Annotated in this window: 16 protein-coding genes; 9 read left to right on the top strand and 7 right to left on the bottom strand. The window is 61.8% G+C overall.

All coding sequences use genetic code 11. The features are described from left to right. Positions 1-56: 56 nt before the first annotated feature. Positions 57-1,085: an NAD(P)/FAD-dependent oxidoreductase gene (locus tag ACFWEM_RS07410; protein ID WP_378532401.1), complete on the top strand. Its 1,029-nt coding sequence runs from the start codon at positions 57-59 to the stop codon at positions 1,083-1,085. Between the two features lie 8 nt (positions 1,086-1,093). Here ACFWEM_RS07410 and ACFWEM_RS07405 read toward each other — a convergent pair whose 3' ends face one another. Genes ACFWEM_RS07405 through ctaD form a run of 3 tightly spaced genes read right to left on the bottom strand, consistent with a single transcriptional unit; the run spans position 1,094 to position 3,842 of the window. Then, on the bottom strand, positions 1,094-1,534 hold the full coding sequence (locus ACFWEM_RS07405) for a DUF5313 family protein (RefSeq protein ID WP_378532399.1): 441 nt from the start codon (positions 1,532-1,534) through the stop codon (positions 1,094-1,096). Between the two features lie 34 nt (positions 1,535-1,568). Beyond that, positions 1,569-2,042, bottom strand: coding sequence for a MarR family winged helix-turn-helix transcriptional regulator (locus ACFWEM_RS07400; RefSeq protein ID WP_378446301.1), 474 nt, complete (start codon positions 2,040-2,042; stop codon positions 1,569-1,571). A gap of 45 nt (positions 2,043-2,087) precedes the next feature. Continuing rightward, positions 2,088-3,842, bottom strand: a complete 1,755-nt coding sequence (gene ctaD, locus ACFWEM_RS07395) for a cytochrome c oxidase subunit I (protein ID WP_378532397.1) — start codon at positions 3,840-3,842, stop codon at positions 2,088-2,090. Between the two features lie 203 nt (positions 3,843-4,045). Here ctaD and ACFWEM_RS07390 point away from each other — a divergent pair, with 203 nt between their 5' ends. Further along, complete coding sequence (locus tag ACFWEM_RS07390; protein ID WP_378532774.1) at positions 4,046-5,197, top strand: NADH:flavin oxidoreductase; 1,152 nt, start codon at positions 4,046-4,048, stop codon at positions 5,195-5,197. Positions 5,198-5,260: 63 nt separating this feature from the next. On the opposite strand, the gene ACFWEM_RS07385 is transcribed toward ACFWEM_RS07390, so the two are convergent. After that, a complete protein-coding gene (locus ACFWEM_RS07385; protein ID WP_019744860.1) occupies positions 5,261-6,109 on the bottom strand; it encodes an aldo/keto reductase in 849 nt (282 codons plus the stop codon). A 130-nt stretch (positions 6,110-6,239) separates the two neighbouring features. On the opposite strand from ACFWEM_RS07385, the gene ACFWEM_RS07380 reads away from it, so the two are divergent. From ACFWEM_RS07380 to ACFWEM_RS07370, 3 genes are all read left to right on the top strand, one after another. Beyond that, complete coding sequence (locus tag ACFWEM_RS07380) at positions 6,240-6,836, top strand: class I SAM-dependent methyltransferase (protein ID WP_378532395.1); 597 nt, start codon at positions 6,240-6,242, stop codon at positions 6,834-6,836. An 89-nt stretch (positions 6,837-6,925) separates the two neighbouring features. Next, positions 6,926-8,557, top strand: a complete 1,632-nt coding sequence (locus ACFWEM_RS07375; RefSeq protein WP_378532393.1) for an ABC-F family ATP-binding cassette domain-containing protein — start codon at positions 6,926-6,928, stop codon at positions 8,555-8,557. A 143-nt stretch (positions 8,558-8,700) separates the two neighbouring features. After that, positions 8,701-9,540: an aldo/keto reductase gene (locus ACFWEM_RS07370; protein WP_378532391.1), complete on the top strand. Its 840-nt coding sequence runs from the start codon at positions 8,701-8,703 to the stop codon at positions 9,538-9,540. 12 nt (positions 9,541-9,552) lie between these two features. Here the strand turns inward: ACFWEM_RS07370 and ACFWEM_RS07365 are convergent, their stop codons facing one another. From ACFWEM_RS07365 to ACFWEM_RS07355, 3 genes are all read right to left on the bottom strand, one after another. Continuing rightward, entirely contained in the window at positions 9,553-10,128 is a 576-nt protein-coding gene (locus ACFWEM_RS07365; RefSeq protein WP_378532388.1) for a TetR/AcrR family transcriptional regulator, read from the bottom strand. After that, positions 10,129-10,542, bottom strand: a complete 414-nt coding sequence (locus ACFWEM_RS07360; RefSeq protein ID WP_378532386.1) for a VOC family protein — start codon at positions 10,540-10,542, stop codon at positions 10,129-10,131. It lies immediately after the preceding gene. Positions 10,543-10,618: 76 nt separating this feature from the next. Next, positions 10,619-11,038, bottom strand: coding sequence for a hypothetical protein (locus tag ACFWEM_RS07355; RefSeq protein ID WP_378532384.1), 420 nt, complete (start codon positions 11,036-11,038; stop codon positions 10,619-10,621). Positions 11,039-11,144: 106 nt separating this feature from the next. Here ACFWEM_RS07355 and ACFWEM_RS07350 point away from each other — a divergent pair, with 106 nt between their 5' ends. From ACFWEM_RS07350 to ACFWEM_RS07335, 4 genes are read left to right on the top strand one after another with little or no spacing between them, the layout of a single operon-like run. Then, entirely contained in the window at positions 11,145-11,468 is a 324-nt protein-coding gene (locus tag ACFWEM_RS07350) for a helix-turn-helix transcriptional regulator (protein ID WP_378446291.1), read from the top strand. Next, positions 11,461-12,006, top strand: coding sequence for a hypothetical protein (locus ACFWEM_RS07345; protein WP_378532382.1), 546 nt, complete (start codon positions 11,461-11,463; stop codon positions 12,004-12,006). The genes ACFWEM_RS07350 and ACFWEM_RS07345 overlap by 8 nt, the downstream gene beginning before the upstream one ends. A gap of 43 nt (positions 12,007-12,049) precedes the next feature. Further along, positions 12,050-12,946, top strand: a complete 897-nt coding sequence (locus tag ACFWEM_RS07340; RefSeq protein ID WP_378532380.1) for an ABC transporter ATP-binding protein — start codon at positions 12,050-12,052, stop codon at positions 12,944-12,946. Beyond that, positions 12,943-14,136 (top strand): ABC transporter permease, encoded by a 1,194-nt coding sequence (locus ACFWEM_RS07335; RefSeq protein WP_378532378.1) that lies wholly within the window; start codon positions 12,943-12,945, stop codon positions 14,134-14,136. Before ACFWEM_RS07340 ends, ACFWEM_RS07335 begins: the two co-directional genes overlap by 4 nt. Positions 14,137-14,211: the final 75 nt, after the last annotated feature.

The following is a 14,211-nucleotide window of genomic DNA, read 5'->3' as shown; positions in this document are numbered from 1 at the left end:
ACGATTCCCAGAAATGGCAACAATAGTTGCTGAAACTTCTCGTCCGCAGGCAACCTGTGCTCATGCGAACACACACTGAAACAGAGATCCTCGACGCCGTGATCGTCGGCGGTGGCGCCGCCGGACTCAGCGCAGCCCTGGTGTTGGGTCGTGCGCGGCGCACGGTCGCCGTCATCGATTCCGGCAAACCGCGCAACGCGCCGGCAGCACACATGCACGGCTTCCTCTCGCGAGACGGCATGGCGCCCGGTGAGTTGCTTGCCGTCGGGCGCAGCGAATTGCAGACGTACGGAGTGGAATTCAATCGCGATGACGTCGTCGACGTCTCCTGGCGCGGTATCGAACCCGGCTTTGTCGTCGAACTTTCAGGAGGCACAACCCTCGAGACCCGCACTCTGCTCGTTGCCACGGGCCTACGGGATTCACTCCCGGAAATACCGGGTATTCGGGAGCTTTGGGGACAGAGCGTGCTCCATTGCCCGTACTGCCATGCATACGAGATCAGTGACGAGCCGATCGGCGTTCTCGGCGGCGACGCTCGCGAGATGTCACTTCACCAGGCGTTTCTACTCCGACAGTGGTCGTCGGATGTGATATTCTTCCCCCAGCACATCTCGCTCACCCGTGACGAACGCGCGCGACTTGCTGCGCGTGGGGTGACTGTCGTAGACGGACTAGTCTCTGGATTGATCTGCGAGAGAGGCGAACTGAAGGCCGTCGAACTCGACAACGGGCAATTGGTCCCTCGCTCAGCACTGTTCGTTGCGCCGCGTTCCATTCCGAACGACGCGCATCTGACGCGACTCGGGTGCAAAACCGGCCCTACGGGATTCGCGGCTGTCGACCCTTCCGGCGCCACCAGCGTTCCAGGCGTCTGGGGCGCCGGCAACGTCGTCGACCCTCGCGCTCAGGTGATAGGCGCTGCCGCTGCCGGGTCGACGGCGGCAATCGCGATCAACGGATACCTGGTCGAGCAAGATGTCGCATCGGCTCTTCGTTCGACCGAGCCTGTGGGCGGCTTCTCGGCGGCCGTGGAGCAACGCGTCTGTGAGATGAACGGCGGCAGCGCCCTCCACGGTATGTGACCGAGGTGCTACGTCGCGGGGCCGCCGTGCAGCTTCTCGTAGGCGGCCTTCTCGGCGTCGTGGCGCGAGATCTTCTTGGGGTTCTCGAGGTCGGAAGGCAAACCGTGACGCTCGAGGCGACGCGACCTGTTCTGAGCCATGTAGGAGACCGAATAGAACAGTGCCAGAAGTACTCCGAGCAGCACCATCGATGCCCGCAGGGCCAACGGCCCGGGGAAGAGCATGAAGGCCGCGAAGACTGGAATGAACGGCACCATGCTGCGGATCAGGTGACGCGGCACAGCCCAGTCACCGATCAGGTCGTTTCGCACCCATTCCTGCATGGAATCGGGCAGCTTGCGCCCCACTGAATAGCCCAACCACTGAAGGGGATTCGGGCTCGTACGTTGCTTTTTGGAAGTCACGGAAGTCACCTGTTCGGTACGCATCGACGGTACTGACGCAGTCATCACGATTCTCTCGGATGCAGTCATCACATTTCTCTCATTGGTCCAAGGCTCCGGCGCGGAGCGCGGCCTCGTTGACCCGCGTCAGAACATTGTGGAGTTCTTCGAGTTCGGCGAGGCTCACGCCGAGCTTCGCGACAACCGCCGGGGGGATCTTCTCCGCCTCCGTGCGCAGCGCCACACCCGCTTCGGTGAGGTCCACGTCCAGTTGACGTTCGTCGGCGCGGCTACGGGTTCGCGTGATCAACCCGGACGCCTCGAGTCGCTTGAGGAGCGGCGACAGTGTCGGCGAATCGAGCTGCAGTGCCTGCCCGATTTCCTTGACCGCCATCGGCGACTTTCCCCACAGTGCCAGCATCACCAGATACTGGGGATGCGTGAGGCCCATCGGCTCGAGCAGTGGCCGGTAGACGGACAGCACCGCCCGGTTCGCGACCGCAAGTGCAAAGCACACCTGCCGGTCGAGAGCCAGCGGATCGTCCATCTGCGTCTGCGGAGCCTTCGTCGTCATGAATCCGATGTTATCAGATTAATTAGTGCAGTAACTATTATTGCACTAATCAATTTGGCGATGATCGTCACTCTTCTCCAACGTCGACGTGGGTTGCCCGGTGAGACCCACATGCGCCTCCGCCCTCATTCGCTCGACCATGTGTGGGTAGTGCAGTTCGAAGGCCGGGCGTTCGCTGCGGATGCGCGGCAGCTCGGTGAAGTTGTGACGCGGCGGCGGGCAGGTTGTCGCCCACTCCAGCGAGTTTCCGTAGCCCCACGGATCGTCGACGGTCACAACTTCGCCGTAGCGGTAACTCTTGAAGACGTTCCACAGGAAGGGCAGCGTCGACGCACCGAGCACGAAGGCGAAGATCGTGGACACCGAGTTGAGCACGGTGAATCCGTCCGAGGGCAGGTAGTCGGCGTAACGACGCGGCATGCCCTCGCCGCCGAGCCAGTGCTGGACGAGGAACGTGCCGTGGAAGCCGACGAAGGTGGTCCAGAAGTGCCACTTGCCCAACCGCTCGTCGAGCAGACGCCCCGTCATCTTCGGGAACCAGAAGTAGATACCGGCATACGTGGCGAACACGACCGTGCCGAAGACCACGTAGTGGAAGTGGGCGACAACAAAATACGTGTCGGTGACGTGGAAGTCGATCGGCGGGCTCGCAAGGATGACACCCGACAGACCACCGAAGAGGAAGGTGATCAAGAAGCCCACCGAGAACAGCATCGGCGACTCGAAAGTCAACTGCCCCTTCCACATCGTTCCGATCCAGTTGAAGATTTTCACACCCGTGGGCACCGCGATCAGGAACGTCATGAACGAGAAGTACGGCAGGAGAACAGCACCCGTCGCGTACATGTGGTGAGCCCATACCGCGATCGAGAGGGCAGCAATCGCGAGCGTCGCATAGACCAATCCGGTGTAACCGAAGATCGGTTTACGACTGAAGACCGGGAAGATCTCCGAGACGATTCCGAAGAACGGCAACGCGATGATGTACACCTCAGGGTGACCGAAGAACCAGAACAGATGCTGCCACAACAGAACTCCGCCCGATGCCGGGTCGAAGATGTGCCCACCGAGGTGACGGTCGACGAAAAGACCCATGAACGCGGCGGTCAGGAGCGGAAACGCCATCAAGATCAAGATGCTGGTGATGAAGATGTTCCAGGTGAAGATGGACATGCGGAACATGGTCATACCGGGTGCGCGCAGGCAGATCACGGTGGTGATCATGTTGACCGCACCGAGAATGGTGCCGAGGCCACCAACCGTCAGACCGAAGACCCACAGGTCAGCTCCGACGCCGGGGCTGTGTACCGCGCCGGAGAGCGGGGTGTACGCCGTCCAACCGAAGTCGGCGGCGCCGCCCGGCGTGAGGAATCCACCGAGGACGATGAGGCCACCAAAAGTGAAGAGCCAGAACCCGAATGAGTTCAAACGCGGGAACGCCACGTCGGGCGCACCGATCTGCAGCGGAAGTATGTAGTTCGCGAACCCGAAGACGACTGGGGTCGCGTACAGCAGCAGCATGATCGTGCCGTGCATGGTGAACAGCTGATTGAACTGTTCGTTGGAGAGGAACTGCATCCCGGGAACGGCCAGTTCTGCGCGCATGAACAGCGCCATCAGACCGCCGATCAGGAAGAACACGAACGCAGTGATCAAGTACATGATCCCGATCTTCTTGTGATCGGTCGTCTTGATCATCTCGAGCATCCACGACCCCTTGGGATCACGACGCTTCGGATACGGCCGCTCCGGAATCGGCTCCAGCTCTCCGGCCCGCTCGTTCGGCACCGTCGTTGTCATGCTCGCGCGTCCTCTTTCGTGCTCGATACCGCCCTCAGAAACTTTCCGCACGACCATATCGCATGTTAATAGTTAATGCACAAACTAAGTTTGGTCGACATAGACACTGATCGAAAACCGAACGTACGCAACCTTTTGCAGATTTCAGGGAGATAAACTCATGCGGCGGAATAGGTCGAGGGTCCGCTGTGTTGAACAATCCCGTGACTCTTCCCGACACATCGACAGCACCCGAGGCCTCCGCGTTGCGCGGCCTCTTCGAGCCTTTCGAGGTCAAATCACTCTCGTTGCGCAACCGTTTCGCCATGGCCCCGATGACGCGCGCCTTCTCTCCCGACGGAATCCCCGGCGCCGACGTCGCCGAGTACTACCGTCGTCGCGCAGCAGGTGGTGTCGGCTTGATCATCACCGAAGGCACCTACATCCCCGACCCGGCAGCCGGCCCGCACACCCGCGTACCGCGCATCTACGGTGATTCGAGCCTGGGCGGCTGGAAGTCGGTTGTCGACGCCGTCCACGCCGAGGGTGGATCGATCATTCCTCAGCTGTGGCACCTCGGAGTCGAGCGCGGCGAGAACTCGCACCTGAACCCCGAGGTCGAAACCGTCAGCCCCTCCGGTCTGGCGCTGGACGGCACCCGTTTGGGACGCGAATTCACCACGTCGGATCTCGACGACTTGAAGCAGTCGTGGGTGGATGCCGCGCTCAACGCGAAGAACACCGGCTTCGACGGTCTCGAGTTGCACGGCGCACACGGCTACCTGCTCGACGAATTCCTCTGGGCAGGAACCAATGTCCGGACCGATGGATACGGCGGATCGCTCGAAGCTCGCACCCGTTTCCCGGCCGAGGTCGTCTCCGCAATCCGAGAGGCAGTCGGGGACGAGTTCGCGATCGTCTACCGATTCTCGCAGTGGAAGTCCGGCCAGTACGACGCTCGTATCGCGCAGAGCCCGGCAGAACTCGGCCGCATCCTCACTCCCCTGGTCGACGCCGGCGTCGACGTCCTGCATCCGTCGACGAGGCGTCATTGGGAACCGGCATTCGCTGAGCTTGACGGTGAAGACGGCAAGCTCGGCCTCGCCGGTTGGACCAAGAAGCTGACCGGGTTGCCGACTATCACCGTCGGCTCGGTCGGACTCGATTCCGTGTTCACGACGGCATTCACCGGCGACGCTGCATCGGCTGTGACCGGACTGGAGCGTCTCGAAGCTCAGTACGAGAACGATGAATTCGACATGGTTGCGATCGGACGCGCGCTGCTCGCCGATCCCGAGTGGGTCGACAAGCTCCGCACCGGACGCACGGACGAGCACATCGCATTCACTGCAGAACATCGAACACATCTGAACTGACCGCACACGACAAACGGCACTCCTGCAACTGCGGGAGTGCCGTTTGTGGATCTACCGGAAGTTCTAGCTGCCGAGCGTGACCGGGTCGGGGCCGATACGGCCGGCCGGGTCGTCGAGAGCGCCGATCGCGTTGATCTGTTCCGGAGTCAGTTCGAAGCCGAAGACGTCGAAGTTGGCTGCGATGCGTTCCGGGGTCACCGACTTCGGAATCACCACGTTGCCGATCTGCAGGTGCCAGCGAATGATGACCTGAGCCGCGGTGACGCCATGAGCGTCGGCGATAGCAGTGATGACGGGGTCGCCGAGAACGGTTCCCTGGCCGAGCGGGCTCCACGCTTCCGTCGCGATTCCCTTTCCGGTGTGGAAGGCGCGCAGTTCTGCCTGGTTGAACTTGGGGTGGAGCTCGATCTGATTGAGGACCGGCACCTCACCGGTTTCACCGATGACACGCTCGAGGTTCTCGATGGTGAAGTTGGAGACACCGATGGAACGAACCCGTCCGTCGGCCTTGAGCTTCTGGAATGCCTTGAACGTCTCGACGTACAGGTCCTTGGACGGAACCGGCCAGTGGATCAGGTACAGATCGAGGTAGTCGAGACCCAACTTGTCGAGGCTGGCGTCGAATGCGGCAAGCGTCGAGTCGTAACCCTGGTCGTCGTTCCACAGTTTCGTCGTGATGTAGAGGTCTTCGCGGGCGATGCCGGATTCGGCGATAGCGCGGCCCACGCCCACCTCGTTGCCGTAGATCTTGGCGGTGTCGATACTGCGGTAGCCGGTCTTCAGGGCGGTGGAGACGGCTTCCTGCGTTTCGTCGTCCGGAACCTGGAACACACCGAATCCCAGTGCGGGGATCGTCTTACCGTCGTTCAGAACAATTGTCGGTACAGAGGTCACATCGTTGGTTTCGGTCATATTCGGAACCAACGCGCCAGAGCACGGAGGCATTCCCCGTCGAACATCCGGGGAGTGCCCTTGTACCGCCCGAAATGCCGGTCTACCTTGGAAGACAAGTATTGGAATCGCCTCGAGAAAAGAGAGAGCGATGAATCTTTCATATCGTCTCGCCTACAAGGTCGGCGTCACTCCGTGGGAGCACACCGGGCACGGGTTCGACGCTCAGCTGTCCGGACTTCTCGACGCGATTACCGTTCCGGAAGGTGGCCGTGCCCTCGATATCGGCTGCGGCACCGGACGTCATTCGATCGAGCTGGCGCAACGCGGTTGGCACGTCACCGGCGTCGACGCCGAGCAGGAACCGTTGGACAAAGCGCGCATCCATGCACGTGAAGCCCACGTCGACGTCCGGTTCCTCCATGAGGACGCCGCAGACCTGCACATAGCCGTCGACGGTGGGCACATGCTGGTACTCGACATCGGCTGCTTTCACGGGCTGTCCGAACATCAGCGACGGGACTACGGGAGGTCGGTCAACGCGATCACCGCGCCGGGCGCGTCCATGGTCATGTTCGCGTTCGGGCCAGGTCACCGCTGGCCGATGCCACATGGTGTCTCCGAAGAAGACGTCATGCGCGCATTCGACGGGTGGTCGACGGCCTCGAGCATGGCCGCGGACGTGAGCGAATCCCCACTTCCGGTCCGTGCGGCACATCCGTGCTGGTATCACCTGGTTCGGGACTAACTGCTGTGCGCCTTTATTAACCGCCCGCGGTTAATAAAGGCGCACAGCACCGATTAACAGAGGCGCACAGCACCAGGGATACTTCTCAGGTGACTGCAACACTGCGCATCAGCGGCCTCTCTGCTTCCCGGGGAGAACGCACCCTGTTCTCCGACCTCGATCTGACAGTGGCGCCTGGCGACGTCATCGGCCTCGTCGGGGCAAACGGCGCCGGCAAGTCGACGCTTCTCACTGCCCTCGCCGGAATCGGAACCGCCGACGTCGAGGGTTCGATCATCCTCAGCCCGCCGGATGCTGCGGTCGGTTACCTCGCGCAGGAACCCGACCGCATCGAGGGTGAAACCGTCCTCGAGTTCCTCGGCCGACGCACCGGGGTCGCGCACGCCGAGGCGGCTATGAACACCGCGGCCGAAACGCTGGCTGAAGCCGAAGAGGATCTGTACTCCCCGGCGCTGGAGCGCTGGCTCGCGCTGGGCGGCGCCGATCTGTTCGAGCGCGCCGAGAAGGTAGTCGAAGAACTCGGACTGGGCGTACCCCTCGACGCTCACATGACGGCGTTGTCCGGCGGTCAGGCCGCACGCGCCGGCCTCGCATCGCTGCTGCTTTCGCGCTACGACATTCTCCTGTTGGACGAGCCCACCAACGATCTCGACCTGCGAGGTCTCGAGCAGTTGGAACGATTTGTCGCCGAGACCCGAGCCGCGTTGGTCGTCGTGAGCCACGATCGCGAGTTCCTCTCGCGCACCGTCACCGGGATCGTGGAACTCGATCTGGCACAACAGGACATCGCCGTGTACGACGGCGGCTACGAGTCGTACCTCGCCGAACGCGAGATAGCCCGCCAGCACGCACGCGAGGCCTTCGAGGAGTATGCCGGCACCCGCTCCGATCTCGAAGATCGCGCACAGATGCAGCGCAACTGGATGGAACACGGCGTCCGGAACGCGCGTCGTAAGGCCAAGGACAACGACAAGATCGGGCGCGGATTGCGGACCGAGTCGACGGAGAAGCAAGCCGCGAAGGCCCGCCAGACTCAACGCCGCATCGAGCGACTCGAAGTGGTCGAGGAACCGCGGAAAGAGTGGGAACTGCGTATGGAAATCGCGGCGGCTCCGCGGTCCGGTTCCGTTGTCGCAACCACGAACGGCGCCACGGTAAAGCGCGGTCAGTTCACGTTCGGTCCGGTCACGACGCAAATCGACTGGGGCGATCGAATTCTCGTCACGGGCGCAAACGGTGCCGGCAAGACCACCCTCCTGAACGTCCTGCTCGGCAAACTCGTCCCGGACGAGGGCATCGCATCTTTGGGTTCAGGTGTCGCGATCGGTGAGATCGATCAGGCGCGCGGATTGTTCGAAGGCGATCAACCAGTAGTCGAAGCCTTCGGCGCTCAGGTTCCGGACTGGCCAGACGCCGATGTCCGCACGCTCCTCGCCAAGTTCGGCCTGCGTGGACACCACGTGCTCAGATCTGCCGCTTCACTCTCCCCTGGCGAAAGAACAAGGGCTGCACTGGCTTTACTCCAGGCCCGCGGCGTGAATCTACTGGTACTGGACGAGCCGACGAACCACCTCGACCTTCCGGCGATCGAACAACTCGAGCAGGCGATGGAGTCGTTCGAGGGAACCCTCCTCCTCGTCACTCACGATCGACGCATGCTCCAATCCACCCGCAGCACGCGGCGGTGGCGGATGGAGAACGGACAACTCTTCGAGGAGTAGCCAACAGCGCTGCTTGCGCAGACAACCCGCGTGTGCAACTATTTACCAGGCGCACGCAATAGTTGCATGCGCGGCATAGATGGCTCACGGGCGACACGATCCCCCGTCAAGCTGCCACACCCAGTCCTGAAAGGCGCTCTTCAATGTTGTCGATCCCCGACCGCACACTGACTCACGGAACCACCGGCGAGCCGATCACCATCCCGCAACTCGGGTACGGCGTTTTCCAGGTACCGGACGCGCAGACCGAAGAGGTCACTGCCACCGCTCTCGAGATCGGTTACCGCCACATCGACACGGCCGCGATCTACGGAAACGAGGCCGGCGTCGGCCGCGCCATCGCCGCTTCGGATATTTCGAGGTCAGAGCTGTTTGTCACCACCAAGCTGTGGAACGACGATCAAGGCCACGACCGAGCGCTCGCCGCATTCGACTCGAGCCTCGACAAGCTCGGCGTCGATTACGTCGACCTGTATCTGATCCACTGGCCGGCGCCGGCAAAGGGCCTGTTCGTGGAGACCTGGGCCGCTTTCGAAGAGATTCTTGCCTCCGGCCGCGCCCGTGCGATCGGTGTGTCCAACTTCCTCCCCGAACACCTCGACCTGCTGGCCCAGCACAGCTCGATCACCCCAGCCGTCAACCAGATCGAACTGCACCCCAGACTGCAACAGCACGCGTCACGGGAGTACGCACAGAGCCGCGGCATCGAAATCGAGGCCTGGAGTCCGTTGGGACAGGGAACTATCCTCGACGACCCGACCATCGGGAAAGTTGCTGCAGCACACGGAAAGAGCCCGGCGCAGATCATTCTGCGCTGGCATCTCGAGCAGGGACACACCGTACTGTCGAAGTCGGTCACACCAGCCCGCATGCGCGAGAACGCCGCGATCTTCGACTTCGCACTCGATGCCGACGAGTCAGCTGCCATCGCAGCGTTGAACACCGACAGCCGTGTCGGACCCGATCCGCTCGAATTGAACTGAATCGGAACGACTTCAGAGATTCTCGTGCGGAGCCAACGTCAACAGAACCGAATCGACAGCCCGCTCAGCCAGGAGCGCGTCCAGCGGTAAGTGACGGAACAACGCTCGGTAATAGATCGGGGACGCCAAGGCATCCAGGACGAAGTCCAGGTCGAAGTCGCTCCGAATGTCACCGCGTAGGCGCGCCGATTCCAGCACTGCCGCAGTGGAATCGCGTCGCGGCTGAAAGAATGCCGACTGGAAATCCCGCGCCAATTCCGGGTCCGCGGCCAGATCCGCAACCAACGCGGGCAGTATCCGACCAACTACCGTTTCGCTCAGTCCCACAACCAGTGTCGTGATGCCGGCGACCAGGTCTGCCCTGAGATCGCCGGTGTCCGGCGTTGGATCAGTGCCGATATGCGCCACGACGACGTCCACCACCAGGTGCCGCTTTGACGGCCATCTACGGTAGATGGCGGGGCGATGCACACCAGCCCTCGTCGCCACCGATCCGATCGACAGCTCCGCATATCCGTTCTCCCCCAACAATTCCAGGGTGGCGGACAGTACTGCGTCGTCGATCCGCTCGTCGCGGGCGCGCACCATCTACAGCACCGGCCGCGGCATGAGCACCAGCCGCCAGCCGTCAGGGTCTTCGAAAGTCATTCCCGCATTCTCCTCCCAGTACGGATTCTCGGCTTCGACGGGTTCGTGCCCCGCCTCACCCAGTCGCTGAACCACCTCGTACATCGCCGACTCGCCGGCGAAGTAGAGCACGAACAAGTTGTCCTGCGTCGGCGCCGGGCACGGGCTTCCGTCTTCGTGGGTCGTGAATTCGAGGTGATAGTTCGCATCCGGCAGACCCAGCATGATTCCGTCATAGCCGGCATGTCCGGAAAACCGGTAGAGCTCCGGCAATCCAAGGCAGTCGCGATAGAACGCAATCACGTCGTCGAGTCGGTCGGTGGGTCGCGCTACGCGCACTTGCGCCACTGCGAGGTCGTTCGGCCAAGTTGTCATAATTAAACGGTACAGTACGTACCGTAATATTTTGAGCACAAGCCCGACCGGCTCTCCACAGCCGACCTCGCGAGACCTACAAACGATCATTCTCCGGAAACGCCGCCTTGGGCATGAACTTCGGTCTGGCGAACAAGACCGACAGTTTGGTGGGCTGCGACTCCACCGGGCGATCAGACCGGTACAACAACGCCTGCTGCGGGGTGCTCACCCATTCACTGGCGAAGATCTCGCCGAGACGAAAAACCGGCACGTGCGACCCGTCCTCGAGTCGAACGGTGACGTCAGCCGTGGTGTCCGACTGGCCGTACACGACCCACCATGATTCGCCTTCGACATCGCCTGGAGTGTGCTGACCGATACCGATGACGGCACCTTTCTCCATCGGATCGCGCCAGAGCGGTTCGCGCCCTTGCGGTCCCACGCTGTAGCTACCGTCCTCGCGCACCTGCACGACCAGGCGGGACTTCTCGAGCACCAACTGTTCGACCACCATGTGAAGCCCCTTCCATTGCCCGAACCTTATCCGCCGGCATCACCCAGAAGCGGGACTATCGCGGTTCGTGTTGACAAACTGTTGGGTTTTTACAACACTTTGATACATGAGCCCAGTCCGGCGGGGAGACGCGCTCCCTATCTTCAATCGCATCGGAGTGCTTCGCGCCGAGCGGAAGATGAGTCGGGCCCAGCTTGCACAACTCGTCGACGTCAATCCGCAGACGGTGGGGGCACTCGAACGCGGCGACCACTACCCCAGCCTGGATCTTGCATTTCGGATCTGCTGGGTATTCGACCTACCGGTCGAGGCGGTGTTCTCGCGGACGGAGTTCGGGCCGCTGTCGACGGAGGTCTACCGGAATGCACCGTCGACGGAGGTCTACCGGACTGACCGCATTATCGAGGGGAGTGAAAAGCCCAGTGCCTGAATCGAATCTGATCGACCGCTACCAGGCCCACCGCACTCGGCGGTTCCTGCAGAACGAGGAGACGTTCCGACATTGGCTCCCGAATTGGCGGACCCGTCGACGTCGGCGCGTGCTCGTCGTCGCCCTCGGAGTCCTTTTCGCCTTGATGATTGCCGTCGGCATAGCGTGCCTGTTCAATCCGCTCTTCGCGGTGGCTTGGCCGATCCTCACCCTGTTGTTCCTGCCGACGTGGTCCTCACTTCAAATCGTGTCGGGTCGGCAAGGGGATGCGCCGCGGCAGGCTTTGGACGAATGGGAGATCCAGCAACGCAATGACGCTCGCTCTGTCGGGTTGAGCGTGACCCAAACGTTGGTGTTCATTGTCGCCATTTTCCTCATTTTCACCTCTTCGGTGCAGTGGAATGTAGAGAGGCTGCCTTACACGGGAGGTTTATTGGCACTGACTGCAATGCTGATCGGCGCGTGCACGCCCGCGATGATTCTCTCGTGGACCAATCCAGACCCGGATCCGATTGATTCGGAAGAGTTCGACTTCTGACCCGTATTACCGAAGCGCACCACTCGACCGATGGGAAGGACCCATGTCAGCCACCCTCACGATCGACGGCATCTCGAAACGCTACGGCGACGTCGTTGCACTCGACAACCTGAGTTTCGAAGTCCGCCCGGGCGAGATCTTCGGATTTGTCGGCAGTAACGGCGCCGGCAAGACGACCACGATGCGCATTGCGTTGGGTGTCCTCGGAGCAGATTCGGGGGAAGTTCGTCTCGGCGGCAAACCCGTCGACCTCGAAGTGCGTCGCACTATCGGATACATGCCGGAGGAACGCGGCCTTTACCCCAAGATGAAGGTGGGAGCGCAACTTTCCTATCTGGCCGAACTACATGGACTCTCGAAAGCCGACGCGCATGCGGCCACGGAGCGGTGGACCGAACGTCTGGGCATTGCCGAACGCGTCAAAGACACCGTCGACTCCCTCTCCCTCGGCAATCAGCAACGAGTGCAGCTCGCGGCTGCGCTGGTTCACGATCCTTCGGTACTCGTTCTGGACGAACCGTTTTCGGGCCTGGACCCGGTAGCGGTCGACGTCATGAGTGACGTGTTGGTCGAGAAGGCTCGCACCGGTGTTCCCGTAATTTTCTCGAGCCATCAGCTGGATCTGGTGGAGCGCCTGTGCGATCGCGTCGGCATCATCAGCCGCGGCAGCATGCGGGAGATCGGAACCGTCGACGAACTACGAGGCAAGGGCGACGGCCGAATCGAAGTCTTCGCCCCTGACGCTCCGGTCGGTTGGGCACACCATCTGATCGGTGTCACCACACTGAGCCACCTCGACGGTCGAACACTCCTGAGCGTCGACGGCACCGCCGACGATCAGCAGATCCTGCATGCAGCGTTGAAAACCGGTCCGGTGCACGAGTTCACGCTACGACGTCCGTCACTGACCGATCTGTTCCGAGAGGTAGTAGCCGCATGAGCAACCAGTTGAGTGGAGGTCGAGCCATCGGGTTGGTCGCTCGACGCGAATTCATGACGCAGATCTCGAAGAAGAGTTTTGTGATCAGCAACGTCATCATTCTGGTCGCGATCGTCGGCGGCATCATCGCCTTCTCACTCTTTTCCGGTGGCGACGAGGACAAGTCGAAGATCGGCTTGGTCGGCAACCAGTCGCTCAGTGCCACGATGGTGTCCATCGGCGACACCCTCGGAAATCCGGTGACGGTGACGGAGGTTTCCGACGACGGGACCGCGCGTGGTCAGGTCAAGGACGGCGACCTCGACGTGGCCGTGATCGCTGGATCGGGCGGCGGCGTCACTGTCGTGACCAAGAAAGAAGTGCCCACGAATCTGCGCGCCGTCATCGAGAGTTCCGTTGCACAACAGGCACAGTCGAATGCGCTGTCCGCCGCGGGGATCGATCCGGCTCAGCTCGCCGAAGCCACGTCCACCGCAGTGGTCACCATCGATGCCATCGATCCGCCGGATCCCGAACAGGGCCAACGCATAGCGATGTCGATCGCTGCCGTGGTGCTCCTGTACATGCAGATCTTGCTGTTCGGAACGTACGTGGCGATGGGCGTCGTCGAGGAGAAGTCCAGTCGCGTCGTCGAGTTGTTGCTCTCGACTCTGCGTCCGCTGCAGTTGTTGTGGGGCAAGGTTCTCGGAATCGGCGCTGTCGGCCTGATGCAGATGGCTGCTTATGCTGTCGCGGGCGTCGCGACCGGATTGGCGACGGGCGTCCTGACCGTGACGGGCACCGCGATCGGTGTTCTGTTCGGCACTCTCGGGTGGTTCATTCTCGGCTTCCTCTTCTTCGCCGTGCTGTACGCCGCGGCCGGGTCCATGGTCTCGAGGCAGGAGGACGTCAATGCCACCGCGATGCCACTCGCACTGCTTGTCATGGCAATGGTCAGCGTGGCTTTCGTTTCGGTGAGCAATCCCGAAGGAACCCTGAGCAACGTGCTGAGTTGGATTCCGCCGTTCTCGGCGATCCTCATGCCCCTGCGCATTTCCGCCGGTGTAGCTTCTCCTTTCCAGATCGTGGGAACCATTCTGTTGATGCTGATCGTGACTGCTGCGTTGTCGATGATCGCGGCAAAGATCTACCAGCGCTCCATCCTTCGCATCGGCAAGGTCGTTTCATGGAAGGAAGCGTTCGGACGCTGATTCTCCGGCGCACAACTGACGCCACGCGATCCCGGCGGCACCCCGTCCAGGTAGGTTCATCCTGGACGGGGTGCT

The sequence above is a fragment of the Rhodococcus sp. NPDC060176 genome, from assembly GCF_042728675.1.
Classification (GTDB): Bacteria; Actinomycetota; Actinomycetes; order Mycobacteriales; family Mycobacteriaceae; genus Rhodococcus_F.
This window is presented reverse-complemented; position numbering and strand designations above follow the sequence as displayed.